The 17,566-nt window shown below is 70.7% G+C and carries 12 protein-coding genes; 10 read left to right on the forward strand and 2 right to left on the reverse strand.

Annotated features, from left to right (window positions below; translation table 11 throughout):
• The first annotated feature begins 52 nt into the window (after window positions 1-52).
• The 5 genes from G6O69_RS08055 to G6O69_RS08075 all read left to right on the forward strand — a co-directional run bounded on the left by G6O69_RS08055 (window position 53) and on the right by G6O69_RS08075 (window position 6,119).
• The gene (locus tag G6O69_RS08055) at window positions 53-2,002 is read left to right on the forward strand and encodes a RecQ family ATP-dependent DNA helicase (protein ID WP_346017016.1); all 1,950 of its coding nucleotides are present in this window, start codon (window positions 53-55) and stop codon (window positions 2,000-2,002) included.
• A 164-nt stretch (window positions 2,003-2,166) separates the two neighbouring features.
• Window positions 2,167-2,736: a hypothetical protein gene (locus G6O69_RS08060; RefSeq protein ID WP_172302939.1), complete on the forward strand. Its 570-nt coding sequence runs from the start codon at window positions 2,167-2,169 to the stop codon at window positions 2,734-2,736.
• A 62-nt stretch (window positions 2,737-2,798) separates the two neighbouring features.
• The gene (locus tag G6O69_RS08065; RefSeq protein ID WP_172302940.1) at window positions 2,799-3,662 is read left to right on the forward strand and encodes an OmpA family protein; all 864 of its coding nucleotides are present in this window, start codon (window positions 2,799-2,801) and stop codon (window positions 3,660-3,662) included.
• A 90-nt stretch (window positions 3,663-3,752) separates the two neighbouring features.
• Window positions 3,753-4,622 (forward strand): tetratricopeptide repeat protein, encoded by an 870-nt coding sequence (locus G6O69_RS08070; RefSeq protein WP_172302941.1) that lies wholly within the window; start codon window positions 3,753-3,755, stop codon window positions 4,620-4,622.
• Between the two features lie 114 nt (window positions 4,623-4,736).
• Window positions 4,737-6,119 (forward strand): tetratricopeptide repeat protein, encoded by a 1,383-nt coding sequence (locus G6O69_RS08075; protein WP_176396708.1) that lies wholly within the window; start codon window positions 4,737-4,739, stop codon window positions 6,117-6,119.
• A gap of 82 nt (window positions 6,120-6,201) precedes the next feature.
• Here the strand turns inward: G6O69_RS08075 and G6O69_RS08080 are convergent, their stop codons facing one another.
• Window positions 6,202-6,534, reverse strand: a complete 333-nt coding sequence (locus G6O69_RS08080; RefSeq protein WP_176396709.1) for a hypothetical protein — start codon at window positions 6,532-6,534, stop codon at window positions 6,202-6,204.
• A gap of 549 nt (window positions 6,535-7,083) precedes the next feature.
• Here G6O69_RS08080 and G6O69_RS08085 point away from each other — a divergent pair.
• Window positions 7,084-10,161, forward strand: a complete 3,078-nt coding sequence (locus G6O69_RS08085) for a transglutaminase-like domain-containing protein (protein WP_172302944.1) — start codon at window positions 7,084-7,086, stop codon at window positions 10,159-10,161.
• Window positions 10,158-11,768, forward strand: coding sequence for a hypothetical protein (locus G6O69_RS08090; RefSeq protein ID WP_172302945.1), 1,611 nt, complete (start codon window positions 10,158-10,160; stop codon window positions 11,766-11,768). The genes G6O69_RS08085 and G6O69_RS08090 overlap by 4 nt, the downstream gene beginning before the upstream one ends.
• Window positions 11,769-11,799: 31 nt before the next feature.
• Here G6O69_RS08090 and G6O69_RS08095 read toward each other — a convergent pair whose 3' ends face one another.
• On the reverse strand, window positions 11,800-11,952 hold the full coding sequence (locus tag G6O69_RS08095; RefSeq protein WP_172302946.1) for a hypothetical protein: 153 nt from the start codon (window positions 11,950-11,952) through the stop codon (window positions 11,800-11,802).
• 101 nt (window positions 11,953-12,053) lie between these two features.
• Between G6O69_RS08095 and G6O69_RS08100 the strand changes: the two genes are divergently transcribed.
• The 3 genes from G6O69_RS08100 (at window position 12,054) to G6O69_RS08110 (ending at window position 17,355) form a co-directional block, all read left to right on the forward strand.
• Window positions 12,054-15,362 (forward strand): efflux RND transporter permease subunit, encoded by a 3,309-nt coding sequence (locus G6O69_RS08100; RefSeq protein WP_176396710.1) that lies wholly within the window; start codon window positions 12,054-12,056, stop codon window positions 15,360-15,362.
• Window positions 15,363-15,624: 262 nt separating this feature from the next.
• Window positions 15,625-15,999, forward strand: a complete 375-nt coding sequence (locus tag G6O69_RS08105) for an RNA-binding S4 domain-containing protein (protein WP_172302948.1) — start codon at window positions 15,625-15,627, stop codon at window positions 15,997-15,999.
• 9 nt (window positions 16,000-16,008) lie between these two features.
• A complete protein-coding gene (locus G6O69_RS08110) occupies window positions 16,009-17,355 on the forward strand; it encodes a sigma 54-interacting transcriptional regulator (protein ID WP_172302949.1) in 1,347 nt (448 codons plus the stop codon).
• The last annotated feature ends 211 nt before the right edge of the window (window positions 17,356-17,566 follow it).

A 17,566-nucleotide genomic window follows, 5' to 3' on the forward strand; every position in this document is an offset into this window, starting at 1 on the left:
CGAAGCGATCGCGGCAAAATCCTGGTTTTGCTGGGGATGTATGCTCCCGCCCGTGTCCGACACCGATCTGCTCGCAGCCCTGCGTGAGGGCTTTGGCTTCGAGAGCTTCAACCCCGGTCAGCGCGAGGTCATCGAGCACCTCATGGCCGGGCGCTCCGCCGCCGCCGTGTTCGCCACCGGCGCCGGCAAGTCGCTGTGCTACCAGCTCCCCGCGACCTTGCTGCCGGGGCTGACCCTCGTGGTCTCGCCGCTGATCGCCCTCATGAACGATCAGATCACGGCCCTGCGCGCGCGCGGGATCGTGGCCCACAAGCTCGACTCGACCCTGAGCTTCGAGGAGTACAAGGCGGCCATGGATCAGCTGCGCAGCGGCGAGGCGCGGCTGCTCTACGTCGCCCCCGAGCGCTTCAACAACGAGCGCCTCCGCGAGTCCCTGCTCGGCCTGCGCGTGAGCCTGTTCGCCGTCGACGAGGCCCACTGCATCTCGGAGTGGGGCCACAACTTCCGCCCCGACTACCTCAAGCTCGCGCACTTCGCCAAGCAAGCCGGGGCCGAGCGCGTGCTCGCGCTGACGGCGACGGCGACCCCGGCCGTGCTCGACGACATCTGCCGGGTCCTCGACATCGACGAGGGCTGCGCCGTGCGGACGCCCTTTCATCGCCCCAACCTGCGCCTCGAGCTCACGCCCGTGTCCGAGTCGGAGCGCGACGCGATCCTGCGCGCGCGCCTGAGCGAGCGACCGCCAGGCCCGGCGATCGTCTACGTCACCTTGCAGCGGACCGCGGAGCTCGTCGCCGAGCAGCTCGCGCGCCACGGCGTGCCCGCGCGGCCCTACCACGCGGGCATGGATCCCGACCTGCGCGCGGCGACCCAAGCTTGGTTTGGTCGCTCCTCGGACGGCGTCGTCGTCGCGACGATCGCCTTCGGCATGGGCATCGACAAGCCCGACATCCGCTACGTCTACCACTACAACCTGCCCAAGAGCCTCGAGAACTACTCCCAGGAGATCGGCCGCGCCGGCCGCGACGGCGCCCCCTCGACCTGTGAGCTGCTGGCCTGCGTCGACGACCTCGTGACCCTCGAGAACTTCGTCTACGGCGACACGCCCACGCGCGCGGCCATCGGCGGCCTGCTCGAGCACCTCTTCGCCCTCGGGGAGGACTTCGACATCGCCCTGCGCTCGACCTCGAGCGAGTTCGACGTCCGCGAGCTCGTGCTGCGCACGCTGCTGACCTACCTCGAGCTGCGCGGCTACCTCGTCGGCGGCACGCCCTTCTACGCGGCCTACGAGTTCAAGCCGCTGATGCCCTCGGCGCAGCTCCTCGCGCAGATCGACGCCCACGAGCGCGGCTTCGTGCGCGCCGTGCTGACCAAGACCAAGAAGGGCCGGGTGTGGTTTCACCTCGACGCCGACGCCACGGCCAAGGCGCTCGGGGTCCCGCGCGGCCGGGTCGTGCGCGTGCTCGACGACCTCGCCGAGCGCGAGATGCTCGAGCTGCGCGCACGCCAGCTGCGCCACCGCTACCGGGTCGTGCGCGCGCCGACGGAGCTCGACGAGCTGGCCGATCAGCTCTACGCGCAGATGGCCAAGCGCGAGCACGAGGAGATCGGCCGCCTGCACGAGGTGCTCGCGCTCGTCGGTCGAGACGGCTGCCAGGCCTCGGGCCTCGGCGAGCACTTTGGCGAGCCGCTCGAGGCCGCGTGCGGGCGCTGCTCGTGGTGCACGTCGAAGACCGCGACGCCGCTGCCGAGCGACTATGGCGACACGATCGACGCGGCCGTGTGGGCCCAGGCCGAGGCCCTGCGCGCCGAGCAACCCGAGGTCCTCGGCGCCCCGCGCAGCCTCGCGCGGATGCTCTGCGGCATCCGCTCGCCGGCCCTGACCAGGGCCAAGCTGCACAAGCACGCGCTCTTCGGGGCCCAGGCGCGCGTGCCCTTCGCGGCGGTGCTCGAGCGGGCGAACCCAATGCGTACGCCGAGCATGAGCCCCACGATCGTGTAGGGATATCGATAGATATCAAGCTCGGCGAGAGATCAGCGCGCGCGAGCAACCCACTGCGCAGCCGAGCACTGCTCGGATGAGGCAAAAAAATCGAAGCTCCACCCCCTCGCCAGAGCCCGCGAAGAGAATTTTGATCACAGCCAAAAGTGCGGGATCGCAAGGGCATGCGAGCCCTCCTTGCCACGACGATCACCGCCCTGCTCGGCGTCACGGCGACCACGCCGGCGCTGGCCCACACGCCAACGGACATGCGCGCGCCGGCGGCCAGCTTCTCGACGCCGATGTTCGGCGACCGCAGCGAGGCCCTGTGGCCGCTCGAGCTCGGCGTCGAGATCGTCGCGCTGACCGACGCGGGGACCGAGGCCAAGGTCGTCGTCCCGCTGCGCGAGGTCGTCGTCGCCGACGGCCAGCACCTGAGCTTCACCGAGGTCGTCGACACCCCTCGCGGGCAGCGCTCCTTCGGGGTCGAGCTCGTCGCCCGCCACCACGCCGGGTCCAAGATCGAGCTCGAGTACGACCTCGTCGTCCGCCAGGCGCGCTTCGCCGAGCTGACCTGGAGTGACTACGTGCTCCATCGCCTGGCCCTCGGCCCCCGCCCCTCCCTCGGACCCGAGGTCCTCGCGGCGGCCCGCGCGGATATCGTCGAGACCGAAGGACAGGCCCACGGCCAGCGCTTCAGCGTAGATGGCGATCTCTACGAAATCCGCATCCACGCCGCGAGTATGCGCGGTTGACACCGATTCGGCCGCCAGCTAATCCTTGGCCCGGCTCGCCATGAGCCCCCGGAGTTCCCCCGATGTCGACGCGTTCCCTCTCCGCTCGCCTCTCTCGCCTGTCCCTCCTCGGCCTCTTCGCCGCCGGTCTGATGACCGTGGCCGGGACCACCGGCTGCAAGAAGCCCGAGTACCCCGCCTGTAAGAAGAACAAGCACTGCAACCAAGAGATGGGTGAGAAGTGCGTCGACGGTACGTGCCAAAACTGCGTCGAGACCAGCGAGTGCGCCGGTAAGGGCCCCAACGGCGAGGACTACGTCTGCTACGAGTATCGCTGCGTGGATCCCTCGGAGGCCGCCGCCGGCGGCTCGGCCCAGGGCTCGCCCTGCACCAGCAGCCTCGACTGCACCGGCGGCCTGGTCTGCAAGGCCGGCGTCTGTGACTTCTGCGCAGAGGACATGGACTGCCCCGCTGGCACCTGTGACCTCGGCACCGGGCTTTGCTCCGACGGCATCCCCGGCTCGGCTGGCTCCTGCATGACCGATGACGACTGCGCCATCGACGAGATCTGCGACGCCGGCATGTGCATCTTCTCGGGTGACTACGGCGGCGACGGCGAGGTCCTGTGCGAGCTCTCGGCCGTGTTCTTCGGCTTCGACAGCCCGCAGCTGACCCCCGAGACCCAAGAGAAGCTCAAGACGGCGGCCCAGTGCATCGCCGACCAGGGTCGCCTGGTCTACCTCGAGGCCCACGCCGACCCGCGCGGCACCGAGGAGTACAACATCCTGCTCACCGACAAGCGCGGTCAGGGCGTCAAGAAGTACCTCCTCGACCTCGGCGTCCCCGCCGAGAACATGCAGGTGATCTCCAAGGGCAGCCTCGAGGCCCGCGGCACCGACGAGCAGTCCTACGCCGACGACCGCCGCGTCGAATTCATCTGGCAGTAGGATCTGGTAGGAATGGCGCTCGGTCGCCGAGCGTCACCGCCAAACTCGCGACCCGCCCCTCGGCGGGTCGCGCCGATTCAGGAGAATTTCATGCGCGTCCAACGAGCCCTGACCACCGCGATCCCCCTGGTGATGACGCTGGCGATGGCAGGCTGCATCACGACCACGGCGCAGCACGAAGAGCTCCAGCGCGAGGTCGTCGATCTCAAAAAGAAGGTCTCCGAGCGCGACACGCAGCTGCAGGAGACCCTCGTCCTCGCCCAGGAGCAGATGGCCAAGGTCGAGGAGCAGCTCGAGAAGGCCGAGCGACTGCTGCGCGACAACCAGGCCACCTTGGGCGTGCGCGTCGACGACCTCGAGCTCGGCCTCGCCGACGTCCGCGGCCTCGCCGAGGACAGCCAAAACGGCCTCGCCGCGATCTCGCAGAACATCGACGAGTCGCGCACCGAGGTCGACCAGCGCCTCGCCGCCCTCGAGACCCAGATCAAGGCCGAGACCGACATCCCCGAGGGCAAGTCGGACCTGCTGCGGGCGGCCGAGCAGGCGCTCTCGGCCAAGGAGTACGACCGCGCTCGCCGGCTCTTTCGGACCTACCTCTCGCGCTACCCCGCCGACGCCAAGGAGGCCGAGGTCCGCTTCGAGATCGGCCAGACCCTGTTCGCGCAGCGTGACTATCGCAGCGCCCTGGGCGAGTTCTACTGGCTCGTGCAAAACGCCCCGGACAGCGAGGTCATCCACGACGCCGTCTATTACTCGGGCCTGGCCTTCGCCAAGCTCGGCCAGTGCGACAAGTCCGTCGCCTACTTCCAGGCCATCATCAAGGACGGCTCGGGGGCGCCGGAGCGCTATCAAAAGCAGGCCAAAAAGCAGATCGAGACGCTCGAGAAAGACGACGGGAAGATCTGCACCGACCGCCGTGACCCCGAGGCCGAGGCCGAGGCTGGCGAGCCGGCGAGCTGAGCGGAGGGCTGCTTGCGAGGAGCTGGGCGCACGCGCTGGTCTCGATCCTGCCCACGCGGCGGGGCGTCATGCTCTCGCCCCTCGCGGCTCGATCGACTGCTGCGCGGCGCCTTGATGGTCGCGCTCTCGACCGCGACCGTGTCCGCGACAGTGGCCATGACGGCCTGCGTGCGCGTGGGGCCAGACGGGGGTCGCGGCCGCCGCAACGCGGCGCAGGTGCCCATGGGCAGCTGGCCGGCGTGGCAGGACCTCGGCCCGCTCGTCGAGATCGCCGAGTCCCACGTCGACGCCCCGACCTTCGCGGCGCTCGAGCAGGCCCAGGCGCTGCTGCGCGAGGGCAAGCCCCGAGCCGCCGACGCGGCCCTCGGCAAGGCCAGCCGCGGCGCCGGTCGGCACTGGATCGCCGTCGCCCGGGCGGACCTCGCCGCCTTGTATTTCGAACGCTGCATCCGCGGCGTGGCCTGGCGCCTGCCCGAGGACCTCGAGGGCGGCCTCGCGCGGGTCATCGACTTCGATCCGCAGACCCGCGTCGAGCCCAACGACCTCTCCGTCGAGGCCCTGCTCACCAACCTCGACGAGGCCACGGCTGGGGACGAGCAGTCCGCTCTGGTCGTCCAGGCCCGCATCGCCCGGGCCCGCGTCGCTAGCTTCACCTTGTCTTGCCCGGCCAACGAGGAGGTCGGCCGCCGCGCTGGGGCGATCATGAACGCCGACCTCGCGACCTTGGCCGCCGAGCGCCACCTGACCCCCGACCTCGCCTACCTCTGGGCCGGCGTCCAGCTCCAGACCTACTCCGGCGCGGCCGCGCGGCCCTTCCTGCTCCAGGCCCTTGAGGGCGGCTTCGACGACCCCGCGCTGACCTACATGCTCGCGGCGATCGCCTTCGAGCAGGGCGAGCTCGACGAGGCCGACGCCCTCGCGGCCGAGGCCGCGGCCCGCTACCGCGAGATCGGTGACCGCGAGCAGGAGGCCCAGTGCGCCTACCTGCGCGGCGAGATCGCCCGCACCGGGGAGCGCTGGCCGCTGGCGACCAAGCACCACCGCCGCGCCCTCGAGCTCCAGCCCGAGCACAGCGCGGCGATGATCGGCCTCGCCGCCGCCGAGCTCGGCCGCGGCGAGACCCTGCAAGCGACCGAGCTCCTCCACGCGCAGATCCGCGAGCTGATGCGCAGCGACGAGGAGCTCGACGAGCCCGCCGCCCTCGCGGTCGTCGACGCCCTCGAGGCCCTGGTGATCGTCGCCAACGCCGACACCCTCGAGGTCGCCCAGCTCACCCGCGAGGCCCTGCTCTTCGACATCGAGGCCGAGCCCGACCCCTTCCGTCGTGGCCTGCGCTACTTCTACGCCGCGACCCTCGAGGTCCGCCTGGGCGACTACGATGCCGCCCGTGGCCACGCGATCACGGCCTCCGTGGAGTTCGAGGACACCTGGGTCAACATCCCGCCCAAGGCCAACCCCCGCGACTTCCTCGATCGCCTCGCCGCCGGCGGCGGCTGAGCCCCGAACCAAAACAAAAGACCCACGCGGCCGCTCGCGTGGGTCCTTTGCTGAAGCTCAGTCAGTCCTTGGGCCGCTCGCTTCAGGCCGCCAGCGCGGGCGAGCGAGGCATCACGGCGTCGAGCTGAGAGAAGGTCATCCGCTGCCACGCGACCGAGTCGTCGTAGCGGTACTCGAAGCCGACGCCCATCGCGTCGAGCTTCTTGAAGAACTTGAGGATGACGACCAGCGTGGACGAGGAGATGTGCTCCAGCTCCGCGAAGTCGAAGCGGAGATAGCGTCCCATGGAGATCAGACGCTCGAAGACGGGCTGGAGCACCGCCTGAGGACGGCGGTCGTTGGCCCGTCCCGACCACTTCACGAGGACGGCTCCGGTGAAGTCGATTTCGAGGTCGATTTCCGTGCGGCTGTTCATGTCTACAACTTGGCTGAAATTTTTTTGGGGATCAAGACTCCAATTTGAACAAATACTGGATTTTTCTAAATTTGAGGCTATGCGCGGCTATGATCCTGGTCTAAAGATCAAATTGAGTGCGAAATCGAGCATTTTTCTCGTAAAAAAGTACTGAGTGACACAAAATAATCGTGTTTCAATAAAAAAAACCTAGAAGGATTTCCTATTTCTCGCGCGGCGCTACGTACGCCTGAGGATTTATGCCCCATCGCGTCCTACCCGCATACTGTCGATGGCGAGATTCACGCTCGAAAACGCGCGCCAAAAGTTCAGTCTCACTGGATTCCCCCGAGTGCCACCTTCGGTCTAAAGTCCAGTCTCACTGTACTAATTACCAAAGCACTGCGCGTCAGTGCCCCGTCGTGGGCCATGCCTGACCGACTTGGCGACGACCCATGGCCAGCTCACCTCGAGGTCGAAGCCGCGCTCACTGCACTGCCGCGTCCCCCCCTGCACTCGGCGGCGATGTCACCCACGGGCCTTTATCGATAAAGCCAGTACACTGGGGGAGTGAGCGGGCAAGGCGCCAGCGACTTTCGCGAGCGCGCGCGAGTCGAGGCGGATCGCTACGGCCCGGATCCGTGGATTTTTGTCCGCGAGCTGCTCCAAAACGCCAGGGACGCGGGCGCGAGCCGGGTCGAGATCGTCGTCGAGGAGCGCAACGGTCGAACCCGCCTCCACTGCCGCGACGACGGCGAGGGCATGAGCTACGAGCACGCCCGGCGCTACCTGTTTTCGCTCTACGCCTCGAGCAAGGAGGAGCGCAGCAACCAGGTCGGACGCTTTGGCGTGGGCTTTTGGTCGATCCTCCGCTTCGACCCCGAGCAGATCGTGATCCGCTCGCGGCCGCGGGCTGGCGGCGCCAGCTGGCAGGTGAGCCTGGACGGGGCGCTGCAAGACGCGGTCAAGGCCGACGTCGAGACGCAGCCGGGCACCCAGATCGTGCTCGAGCGCCGCGGCGGCGACGGTGACGATCACCGCCGGGTGTTCGAGGCCGCCCATCAAAACGCGCGCTTTTTGTGCCAGCGCGACGCACCCGACAAGGCGCTGCCGATCACCATCAACGGCCACCTGGTCAACGCCCCCTTCACCCTGCCCGCGCCGAGCTCGGCCTTTCGCCGCGGGCACGTGCGCGGGGTGGTCGGCCTGGGCAACGCGCCGCGGGTCGAGCTCTTCTCCCGTGGCCTGCGCGTGCGCTCGGCGGCCTGCCTCGACGATCTCCTGGGCAGCTCGGGGCACACCAGCCACTCGCGGGTGCGCTTCCCCGAGCTCCCCGGCGGCCTCGCGCCTCAGGCCCTGCTCGAGAGCGACGGCCTCGATCTGCTGCTCTCGCGCAGCGACGCCCGCGACACCCGAACGCTGCGCCGCCTGGTCAAGCTCGGCCAAAACGAGCTGCGCCACCTCGTCGAGCGCCAGCTCGCGCGCATCCGTCCGCCGAGCCTGGCCGAGCGCGTCGCTGGCATCGCCCGGCGCATGAGCGAGTCGCACTGGTGGCGCGCGGGCCTGGGCGCGGGCCTGGGCGCCCTGCTGGCCGTGATCATCGGGCACTTCTTGTGGCCCACGCCGGACCCCCCGCCCAAGGTCGTCTACGTCGAGGCCGGCGATCCGAACAATGCGGGCGGGGCCGTCGATGGCGGCCAAGGGGACACGCGCCTGGGCGCCCTCAGCAACCGCTATTACGGCCAGGACGTCGCGCCCCTCGGCCCCAACGCCGCCGAGCCCGTGGCCTTGAACTACTGGCCCCCCATGAGCCGGCCCTACTTCGCCGCGCTGATCATCGACCGCATCGGCGTCGACGCCCAGCTCGAGACCAGGCTGCGCGCCGAGCCCTACCCGAGCTTCTCCTGCCCCGCCGAAGCCGAAACCGAAACCGAAACCGAGGCCGTCTCTGGGCGCTGCCTCGAGATCCTGGTCGCCATCGAGGAGCACGCGGGCAAGCGCATCCAGGTGCCCGTGCCCACGGGCCACGTGCTGGTCGCGGACAGCCTGCGCTACATGGGCGTCAACCAAAGTCGCTTCCCCTCCCGGGTCGCCCTTGGCGAGGCCGGCGAGGCCCTGCTCGAGCTCGACGCCACGGTCAGCGGGGTCTTGCGCTACTCGACCATGCCAGGCCAAGCCCTGGCCTTGCCGACGCGCGTGGACATGCTCCCCGAGGAGCTCGCCCGCGCGGCCAGGGCCCTGCGTCCCCTCCCGCTCCAGACCCGCGTCGAGCGAGCCGTCGACCTCGTGCGCGAGCGCGTCAGCTATCGGACCGACCAGGAGACGGCCGAGCGCCACAGCGCGGCGCGGGCCCGCGGCCAGGACTTCATCTCGCGCACCCTGGAGATCGGCAAGGGCGACTGCGACGTGCAAAACGGCCTGCTCGTCGCGGTGCTCCAGGTCGCCGACGTCGACGCGCGCATGGCCGTGGGCTGGGTCGGCCACCTCGGCGGGGTCTCGGCCTGGCTGCACGCCTGGGCCGAGTATCTGGGCGAGGACGGGCGCTGGCACGTCGCCGACGCGACCGCCCAGAGCACGAGCGACGGGGTCTCGGTCGCCGGCCTGCCCCCCGCCCCGCCCGAGGTCGTGACCGGCAACGTGCTCGAGCCCGACGAGGCCGCCGACGCAGGTGAAGACGCGGGCGCCGATACGGACGCCGACGCAGGCGCGGGTGAAGACGCGGGCGCCGACGCGGGTGAAGACGCGGGCGCCGATACGGGCGCCGACGCAGGCGAGGGCGGCGGCGCGCTCGAGGGTGAGGGGCCGCGCTCGCCGGTCTCGGCCGCGCTGATCGCCCTGCTCAGCCAGCCCTGGGTGCCCTGGGTGGCCATGGGCTCGGGCCTGCTCGGGCTGATCTTGCTGGGCGTGTCCGCCTCCCGACGCACCGCTCGGCGCTTTCTCCTCGACGAGGGCGGCGACCTGTCCAGCCTGCTCCAGGGCGCGCTCGCCCAGCCGGCGGCCTTTCGCCACCTGCCCTCGCTCTTTCACCGCCGGCTCATCGCGCTGCGCGGGGGCTCGGCGATCTCGCTCCAGCGCGCCCGCGAGCTCGCCTCCGAGGGTCGGCTCTACGCCGGCGGCGAGCAGACCGAGCTGTGCCGCCTCGCCCGCCGCCGGGGCGTGACCGTGCTCGACGTCGAGACCCCCGAAGGTCGCACCGTCGCCGCCTCGCTCGGGGCCGTCGACCTCGATCGCTGGGGCGGACGGCTCGAGCGCGCCCTGCAGACCCCCCTGCTCCTCGGCCTCGCCGACTACCTGAACAGCCAAGGCGAGCGCTGGCGCGTGGGCGCCGTGTCCAAGCTCGGCGAGCGGATCTCGACCCTCGACCTGCGAGCGCTGCGTGGGCTGTTTGGCGTCGGCCGGCGCTTTGGGGATCGCCTGGTGCTGATCGAGGCCGACGACCCGTGGCTGATCGAGGCCGAGCACGCCCGCGCCGAGCACCCCGAGGCCGCCGCCTTCGCGCTCCTGGATCACGTCCTCGATCACCTCCACCTCGACCGCCAGCGCCGGGCCCGACTGCTCGCCCCGCTGGCCGCCCGCGCGCTGGCCGAATCCGCCCAAGCGGCTCGAGCCGCGCGAGCCGGCGACGACCGGGGAGGTCCGCCCGCGTGAGCGAGCACGGCCAGCGCCTCGACGTCGGCAGCCTGCTGACCATCGACGTCGAGTCGGAGCTGCGCAAGCTGACCCAGGCCCAGCTCCAGGGCCCCTGGCAGCTGCCCGCCGAGCTCGTCCGCCAGGCCCTGCGCGCCGGCGCCCTGCGGGTCGAGGTCGAGCTCGGGCGCAACCAGCTGCGCGTGCGCGCCGAGGGGGGCGAGGGCATCTCCCCCGAGGTCCTGCGCGAGCTCGCGGCCCTGCTCGACGGCTCGCGCCCGACCGAGCGCCGCCACCGAGCGCTCTCCACCCTCGAGCGCCTCGGCGCCCTCGCGCTCCTCGGCCTCGTCGGCCTCGACCCCTCTGCCCTGCAGATCCTCACCCCGGCCAGCGTCGGCAACCGCCAGCCCATGCGCCTCGAGTGGCGCCGCGGCCAGGCGGCCAGGCTCGAGCGCCTCGAGGCCCCGGGCCCCCGCGACGCGCAGATCGTCGTGCGCGGGGCCAAGCTCGACCGCGCCCGGGCCAAGGAGTGGCTGGCCAACGTCGCCCGCCACGCTCCGGTGCCGATCCTCGTCGACGGCCGCCCCTTGCTGCGCGCCTCCGAGGTCGGCTTCGAAGGGGCGATCTGTGTGGTCCAGTACGACCTCGAGCTCGCCGGGAGCTCGGCGCCCTGCACCTTTGCGATCCCCCGCGAGGGTGACATCGCGCGGATCTTTCTGCTCCAGGACGGCCTGCTCAGCGCGCACATGAGCGTCCCCGACGCGCCCTGCTTCGAGGCCGCCCTCGAGACCAGCAGCCTGCCCGACCTCGGCCCGGGGGCCGGCGCGGCGCGGCTGCGCGAGGCCGCGACCCCGCACCTCGAGGCGATCACCGCCGCGGCCGTCGAGCACATCATCGGCATGTGCCGAGACGGCGCGAGCCTGGCCACGGCGGACCGCAGCCGGCTGACGCAGATCCTCCTGAGCTGCGCCCGACGCAGCCGCGAGCACGCCAGGACCATCGCGCGCCTGCCCCTGTTTCGCGGCATCGAGCCCGACGGCCGCGAGCGCTGGTGCGACCTGCTGTCCCTGCGCCAGTCGGTGCACGAGGACTACGGCGAGCGCCAGCTGACCGCGCTCTTCCCCGATCAAAACCCCGCCGACTTCGTGGCCGAGCGCCGCGTCTACATCCTCGACGAGAGCGAGCGGGCCCTGCTCGGCGAGCTGCTCGAGCTCGGCTTTCGCCAGCCCCGGCGCCGCGTCGAGGGCCGGCGCAGCCTCGCCCGGAGCCTGCGCGAGCTGCCCCGCGCCCTGCGTGGCCTCGACCTCGCCGCCGCGCTGCGCCCTGGCGGGCGCCTGGTCCCCGAGACCGAGCTCGACGCTGGCGAGCGCGGCCTGTTGATCCAGCTGCGCGCCGCCATGGAGGGCTGCGAGGTCGCCTTTTGCACCGGCTCGGGTCCGGTCCGCCGCGTCGGCTCGGGGCCCGACAAGCTGCTGATGCCGCGCGGCTCGGCCCAGGTCCAGGCCGCGATCCTCGCCGTCACCCGGGACCCCAGCTGGGTCTATCCGGCTTTGCTCGCGCTCCTCGACGGCAGCGAGTTCCCGACCCGGGCCCGTCGACGCTGGCGCATCGACAGTTGGCGCGCCTGAGCGAGCAGGCTCGCGCGACCGTCATCGCGGCTCAGGCCTCGCGGGCGAAGTGCACCCCCCAGGTCGCGCCGAAGTCTCGCTCTCGCCGCGCTTCCTCTTTGGCCAATGCGCGCTCGTCGTCGGTGTCGAGCACCCAGCCGAGCAAGAACAAAGGCATGAAGAAGGGCAGCAAGATCACAACCATGAGTTGAGCGTAGCGCGCCGCGAGGTCGCGGCCAGGGTGACGCACATGTCGTGGCTTCGCCCGCGCTATTACCCGCTACTACCAGCTGCTACCGTCCATGGGTGCGGCGCTGGAGCCTCTCGGACCTTGCCTTGGCGCGACCGATCACGGTCACGATGTTGCTGGTCGCAACCTTCTTGCTCGGCCTGATCGCCCTCGACAAGCTCCCGCTCGCGTTCTTGCCGGCCGGCTCGACCAAGTTCGTCCGCGTCAGCGTCAACCTCACCCGCAGCTCGCCCGAGTCGATCGAGCGCGAGGTGATCCGCCCGCTCGAGGAGGTCATCGCTGGCGTCCGCGACCTCGAGGGCATGCGGGTCAGCAGCGGATCTTGGGGCGTGCGCATGCACCTGACCTTTCGGCCAGGCACCGACATCGACGCGCGCAAGCTCGAGCTGCGCGAGCGCATCGATCGTGCGCGCGGTGACCTGCCGGAGATCGTTCAGAACATCGACATGAGCTCGTCCTCGGGCGCCGCCGACGAGCCGATCATGCAGGTCCGCATCGCCAGCGACGAGGACCTCGACGGGTCCTACGACCTGCTCCAGCGCAGGGTGATGCGACCGATCGAGCGCATCGAGGGCGTGGCCCGGGTCGAGCTCGACGGCGTCGAGGCCAACGAGCTCGAGATCGCCCTCGACCTCGACGCGGCCAAGGGCTACGGCGTCGACCTCGCCGAGCTCAGCAACGTGATCCGCCAGGCCCAGCGCGGGCGCAGCCTCGGCACCTTGAACCGCAGCGCCCGCGACGTCGGCGTGCGCAGCCCCAGCGCCCCACCCCAGGCCGAGCACTTCGCCTCCCTGCCGGTGAGCCGCGGCGCGACCGCGAGCGCCGAGTCCTCGAGCACGACGACCTCGACCAGCACGACCTCGACCACCTCCATCCTCGATGCCGGCGACGCCGTGGCCATCGTCGAGGATGGCACGAGCCAGTCGGTGCCCAGCTTCGCCCGCGTGGGCGAGGTGGCCGCGGTCGGCATCCACCCCCAGGAGAAGCGCCAGGGCAGCCGGCTCAACGGGCGCCCGGCGATCAACCTCGAGATCTTCGCCGACGCCGGCGCCTCCCCTGTCGAGGTCTCTGCGCAGGTCCGCGAGGTCGTCGAGTCCCTGCGCGGCGACCCGGCCCTCGGTGGCATCGACGTCGCCGTCTTCGAGGACCAAGGTGAGATGATCCTCGAGACCCTCGCGGACCTGCGCGACACGGGGATCTACGGCGGGCTGATCGGCGTGCTCGTGCTCTTCGGCTTTCTGCACCGCTTTCGGACCACGCTGATCGCCGCGGCCTGCATCCCGCTGAGCGTGCTCGCGGCCTGCGGCGTGCTCTTCTTGCGCGGCAGCGAGCTCGACTGCATCGTGCTCCTGGCCCTGGTGCTCTGCGTCGGGATGCTGATCGACAACGCGGTGGTCATCGTCGAGGCGATCGAGCTCCATCGCCAGCGCGGGGCCACGGCCCTGGTCGCCGCCCGCGAGGGCGCCCGCGAGGTCGGCCTGGCCACGGTCGCCTCGACCATGTCGAGCGTGATCGTGTTCTTGCCGATGATCATCGGCGGCGGGCCCAGCGACATGTACACCTTCATGATCCCGCTGGGGACCACCTTCGTCACGGCCCTGGTCGCGAGCTTGCTGGTCTCGCAGCTCGCCGTGCCGCTGCTGACGGTGTTCGGCTACCGCTCGCGGGCGGGCAAGCCCGGCTCGCCCAACCCGGCCAAGCCGCCCAAGCTGACCCGCAACGTCCTGCTCGAGCCCGTGGCCCGGGTCTACGCCCGCTTCGTGCGCTGGACGATCCGCCACCCTCGGCTGACCCTGCTCGTCGGCCTGGGCCTGTGCGCCACGGTGGTCTACCCGACCAAGAACATGACCATCGACATGGGCATGGACGAGGAGCTCGTCGCCATGCCCATCCGCCTCGAGTTCACGGGCAGCCGCGACTTCGCCGAGGTCGAGGCCCGCGTGGCCTTCGCCGAGGCGGCGCTGCTCGCCGACAAGGCCGGGATCGGCATCGACACCCTGACCTGCCGCTACCGCGACTGGGGCGGCGACTGCGACGCTTACCCGGCGGGCGAGATCCAGTCCGAGCAGGAGATGGCCGACTTCAAGCAGCGGATCACCGCGGCGCTGCCCGAGCAGCCGGGGATCCGCTACCACGTCGGCGAGCGCGAGGGCTGGTGGATGCGCGACCGCGACCCCCGCGAGGTCCAGTTCGTGCTCCGCGGCGAGGACATGAGCGAGCTCTTCGCCCTGTCCGAGCGCTTCGCCGAGCACCTCGAGCAGCGCCTGGAGAAGGGCGACCCCGACGACCCCGAGCCCGGGGCCTACGACACGATCACGGGGCCCTTCAACGAGGGCAACCAGGAGCTCCAGGTCCGCCTCGACGGCGACCGCCTCCAGCGCCTGAACCTGCGCGCCAGCGAGGTCGCCGAGGTGATCTCGCTGGCCTTCCAGGGCGTGTCGCTGGGCCAGATCCGCAGCCCCGAGGGCGAGGTCGAGCTGCGCCTGTCGACGGGCTCCCTGTCCGAGCCCGGCCAGGCCAACGCCGACGCCGACGGCCCCGGTGACGGCCCCGGACTCGACGAGCTCGAGGACCTGCGCATCCCCCTGAGCACCCCCACCGCCGGCGGGGCGACCGAGGTCCCCCTGGCCTCGATCGCCACCGTCGAGGTCACCCGCAGCCCCTTTTGGGTCCAGCGCATCGATCGTCAGACCGAGGTCCGCATGAAGGTGCGCTTCTTCAGCGAGGACCGCGAGGCCAACCAGGCGGCCATCGAGCGCGCGCAAGAGGGCTTCGTGCTCCCCCAGGGCTACACCTTCGGCGAGCGCACGCGCTGGGGCGTCGAGGAGGGCGACATGGTCGAGCTGGCCATCAACCTCGGGCTGTGCCTGATCCTCGTCTACGCGGTCATGGCCTCGCTCTTCGAGAGCTTCCTGCAGCCCGGGGCGATCCTGGTCACCGGCCTGCTCGGCTGCTTTGGCGCCCCCTGGGCGCTGTGGGCCACGCAGACCACCTTCGACCTGGTCGCGATGATCGGCCTGTTCATCCTGATCGGGATCATCGTCAACAACGGGATCATGCTCGTCGACAAGGTCACCCAGCTGCGCGCCGCGGGCATGGCCCGCGAGCAGGCCCTCGCCGTGGCCGGGCGCGACCGCCTGCGCCCGGTGCTGATGACCGCCGCGACCACGATCTTCGGGCTGATCCCGATGCTGATCCACCACCCCACCTTGGCGGGGATCTACTACCACTCGATCGCGATCATCATCGCCGCCGGCCTGGCCACGAGCACGCTCATGACCCTGATCTTCCTGCCCTCGGCCTACGTGCTGGTCGAGAACTTCTCCCTCGAGAGCCGGCGGATCTGGCGGCGGATCACTCGCTGAGGACGATCGCGTCGAGGGCCTAGGAGCCCGTGGTGAAACCCAACACGACACCTGGCTTGGTCTTTTCGCCGAAGGCTTTGTCGCCAAAACTTGCAGTACGCCCGGTACAGCGGCGTTTTGGCTTCGCGCCCTCGACAAAAATCCCGGCGCCAGGAGCCGCGCTGGGTTCCACCACGGGCTCCTAGGAGCCCATGGCTGCGACGCTAGCGCGCCCTGCCCGGTGACTTTGCCCCGCGAGCAAAGTTGCGAAATAGTAGTCGAGATGGGCGACCCCCCAAGCTCGGTCCGCGTCGACAAGTGGCTCTGGGCCGCGCGGATGTTCAAGACCCGCTCGGCGGCCTCGAGCGCCTGCACGGCCGGGCACGTCAAGATCGACGGTGAGTCGGTCAAGGCCGCCAAGCCCGTCAAGGCCGGGGATCACATCGACGTGCTCACCCCCGGGGGTCCCCGCGAGCTCGAGGTCGTCGCCCTCGGGGAGCGCCGCGGGCCGGCCTCCGTCGCCCGCACGCTCTACATCGACCACACCCCGCCGCCCCCTCCCAAGGAGGAGACCGCCGCCGTGGTCACCCGCGAGCGTGGGGCCGGCCGGCCCAAGAAAAAGGACCTCCGCGAGCTCCGCAAGCTCCGCGGCTACTGAGCCCCGCTGATGTCTGGAGACTTCACTCGGACCACGCGCAAGTCCGTCGGCGCGCGCACGCGAGAGACTCGCCCGGGTCGCCTGGGCCTCAAGATCCTCGACGGCCCCCAGGCCGGCACCCACGTCGAGCTGACCAAGCCCACGGTCATCGCCGGCCGCAGCCCCTCGACCGACCTCGTGCTCGAGGGCGCCTCGGTCAGCAAGCGCCACTTCCAGCTGCGCCCGACCACCGCCGGCGCCGAGCTGCGCGACCTCGGCAGCCGCAATGGCCTGTGGTTCGGGGGCCGTCGCGTCCTTCACATGATCCTGGGCCCCGGCGACGTGTTCAAGGCGGGAGACTGCGCCCTCGAGCTCGTCGAGATCGGCGAGGTCGACGTGCTCGCCTACGCCGACGAGCGCTGCGGCGAGCTCTACGGCAAGAGCCTCAACATGCGAGAGCTCTTCCACCAGCTCGAGAGAGTCGCCGCGACCCCGCTGCGCGTGCTGATCCAGGGCGAGACCGGGACCGGCAAGGAGGTCGCCGCCCGCTCGCTGCACCAGCTCTCGCTGCGCGCCAGCCAGGCCTTCGTGACCCTCGACTGCTCGAGCCTGCCCGAGACCCTGGCCGACGCGACATTGTTTGGCTCGGTGCCCGGGGCGTTCACCGGCGCGGCCGCCCGCGAGCAGCCCGGGCTGTTCGAGCAGGCCGACGGCGGCACCTTGTTCATCGACGAGATCGGCGAGCTCTCGCTGTCCTTGCAGCTCAAGCTGCTCGGCGTGCTCGAGCGCGGCCGGGTCAGCCGCCTCGGCCAGCCGGGCTTCGAGCGCCCCATCGACGTGCGCGTGGTCGCGGCGACCAACCGCGACCTGCTCGCCGAGGTCGAGTCGCGGCGCTTTCGCCAGGACCTCTACCACCGCCTGGGCGACGAGTTCTTGCTGACCATGCCGCCCCTGCGCGAGCGCGAGCAGGACGCGCTCTTGCTCGCGGAGCTGTTCACCGAGGACCTGTGCGCCGAGTACGACTTCGCCGTGACCCTGGGCCCCGAGGCCCGCGCGGCGCTGCTGCTCTACCCCTGGCCCGGCAACGTCCGCGAGCTTCGCAGCGTCATGCGCCGGGCCGTCTTGATCAAGCAGCGCGGCGAGCTGAGCAGCGCAGACCTCGGCCTCGGCGGGCGCGCGAGCATGGCCTCGGGGGTCGGGGAGATCATCGAGCAGCAGCTCGGCTACGAGGACAGCCACCTCGCCTTCGACCGGGCCTACCTGCCCCGCGTGCTCGAGGAGGCCGGCAGCATCCGGGCGGCGACCAAGCACCTGAAGATCGGGCGCAACCGCCTGCGCAAGCGGCTCAAGGAGCTCGGCATCTACGACCCCGAGTAGCGAGGCACTCGAGGGCAGGATCGGGTCGACTCGGACCCGCGTGGGGTCGCTCGCGGGCGAGCGGGGTCGACTCGGACCCGATCAGGGTCGCTCGCGGGCGGGGGGTTCGACTTGGACCCTCGAAGGCTGCGCGAGCGCAGGGCGGGGTCGATTCGGACCCCCGAGGGCTGCGCGAGCGCAGGCTGGGGTCGACTCGGGCCAGCTCTGCCAG

The organism is Pseudenhygromyxa sp. WMMC2535, from assembly GCF_011083025.2.

Coding starts and splice junctions, on each gene's coding strand:
- G6O69_RS08060 (WP_172302939.1), top strand. CDS start 2,167: ATGCGAGCCCTCCTTGCCACGACGATCACCGCCCTGCTCGGCGTCACG.
- G6O69_RS08095 (WP_172302946.1), bottom strand. CDS start 11,952: ATGGTTGTGATCTTGCTGCCCTTCTTCATGCCTTTGTTCTTGCTCGGC.
- G6O69_RS08075 (WP_176396708.1), top strand. CDS start 4,737: ATGGTCGCGCTCTCGACCGCGACCGTGTCCGCGACAGTGGCCATGACG.
- G6O69_RS08070 (WP_172302941.1), top strand. CDS start 3,753: ATGCGCGTCCAACGAGCCCTGACCACCGCGATCCCCCTGGTGATGACG.
- G6O69_RS08110 (WP_172302949.1), top strand. CDS start 16,009: ATGTCTGGAGACTTCACTCGGACCACGCGCAAGTCCGTCGGCGCGCGC.
- G6O69_RS08065 (WP_172302940.1), top strand. CDS start 2,799: ATGTCGACGCGTTCCCTCTCCGCTCGCCTCTCTCGCCTGTCCCTCCTC.
- G6O69_RS08105 (WP_172302948.1), top strand. CDS start 15,625: ATGGGCGACCCCCCAAGCTCGGTCCGCGTCGACAAGTGGCTCTGGGCC.
- G6O69_RS08080 (WP_176396709.1), bottom strand. CDS start 6,534: ATGAACAGCCGCACGGAAATCGACCTCGAAATCGACTTCACCGGAGCC.